Genomic DNA, 1,629 nt, shown 5'->3' with positions numbered 1-1,629 from the left:
GCCTTCGGTGCCGCTCGCGCTCAACCCCGACGGGGCCTTTGCCATCGGCATCAAGGTGGGCCGGCGCGGCGCCGAATGGCTGCTGATCGACTTCACCGCGAAGGTGCGCGAGCGGCATGCGATCAGCTACGACTTTCCCGATGCGGACGAGCTGCTGCCCGCCATCGCGCAGCACATCCACCGGCTGCGCGAGGGCCTCGGGCCGCTGGCCGTGCGCAACGTGGGCGCGGGGCTGGCCGCGCCGTTCCAGCTGGGCGGCTGGCACCGCACGCTGGGGCTGTCGAAGGCGCAGGCCGACCTCTGGAACCAGATGGACCTGGCGGCCGAGGTGCGCGCGCGCACCGAGGTGCCCGTGAGCTTTGCGCGCGACACCGTGGCGGCCTGCGTGGCCGAGCTGGTGGGCGGGCGCGGCCATGACTTGAAGAGCTTTCTCTACATCTTCGTCGACACCTTCGTGGGCGGCGGGCTGGTCATCAACTCGCACCTGCACACGGGCGCGCACAGCAACGCGGGCGCGTTGGCTTCGTTGCCGATGCAGTCGGTGCGAGCCGATGGCGCGCTGCCGCCGCAGGTGATGGCCGAGGCCTCGCTGTGGGAGCTGGAGCAGCGCCTGCAAGGCGAAGGGCTCGATCCTGCCGCGGCCTACGACGACCGCGCGTTGCAGCCCCCTTTTGCCGCTGCAACGCAGTCATGGCTCGGCTCCGCATCGCTGGCATTGGCGCACGCCATCGTCAGCGGCACCGCAGTGCTCGATCTGGCCGACGTGGTGATGGACGGTTCCATGTCGCGCGCATTGCTCCAGGCCCTTCTGGAACAGACGCGCGCCGCGCTCGCGCAATGCAACTGGGAGGGCCTGTGGCCGCCGCAGTTGCACGGGGGCAGGGTGGGGGCGCAGGCCTGTGCGCTCGGCGGGGCGATGCTGCCGCTGCACGCCAACTTCGCGCCCGACCATGACGTGTTCCTCAAGGCTGGTTGAGAAGCCGTTGCTGCCGTCGCAACGTACCTCATGCACGCCTTGGCGGGCCGCCCCCTTCTTTGGGTGAAAGTTCAGCCTTTTACCGCCCCCGCGGTCATCCCCGTGATGATCTGCCGCGCTGCTACGAAGGTGAAGATCAGAGGCGGGATGGCGATCAGGCTGCCCATTGCCATCACCTTGCCCCAATCCACGCCCATGTCGGTGATGAACAGCGACGCAGCCACTGGGAGCGTGCGTGTCTGCCGGTCGGTCAGCACCAGCGCGAGGATGAATTCGTTCCACGCGATGCGGAAGGTGAAGATGGACGCCGCCGCGAGACCCGGCCCCATCAGCGGCAGCAGCACCTTGGTGAACACCCGCACCGGCCCACAGCCGTCGATCGCCGCGGCCTCCTCCAGTTCGACCGGCACCTGCAGTACGAAGCCATAGAGCAGCCAGATGGTGAACGGTAGATTCACCGCGACGTACAGCAGGATCAGTCCCCACAGGCTGTTCACCAGTTGCCATTGGCTCCAGATCATGAACACCGGAATCGCGAGCACGGCCAGAGGCACCGTACGCAGCAGCAAAGTGGTGTAGCCCACTGCCGAACGGCCCGGAAAGCGAAAGCGCGCCAGCCCATAGGCGGCCATGCAGCCCAGCACCAGGGTAAT

Annotated in this window: 2 protein-coding genes; one reads left to right on the top strand and one right to left on the bottom strand. The window is 67.8% G+C overall.

Translation table 11 applies throughout. The annotated features are described in order from the left end of the window. On the top strand, positions 1–976 hold a 976-nt coding region (locus AC1DOC_RS32855), incomplete at its 5' end, for an ROK family protein (RefSeq protein WP_478131466.1). 71 nt (positions 977–1,047) lie between these two features. Here AC1DOC_RS32855 and AC1DOC_RS32850 read toward each other — a convergent pair. Then, a partial coding sequence (locus AC1DOC_RS32850; protein ID WP_478131465.1) for a carbohydrate ABC transporter permease occupies positions 1,048–1,629 on the bottom strand: 582 nt, incomplete at its 5' end.

The sequence above is a fragment of the Variovorax sp. 01T439_2 genome, from assembly GCF_056398445.1.
This window is presented reverse-complemented; position numbering and strand designations above follow the sequence as displayed.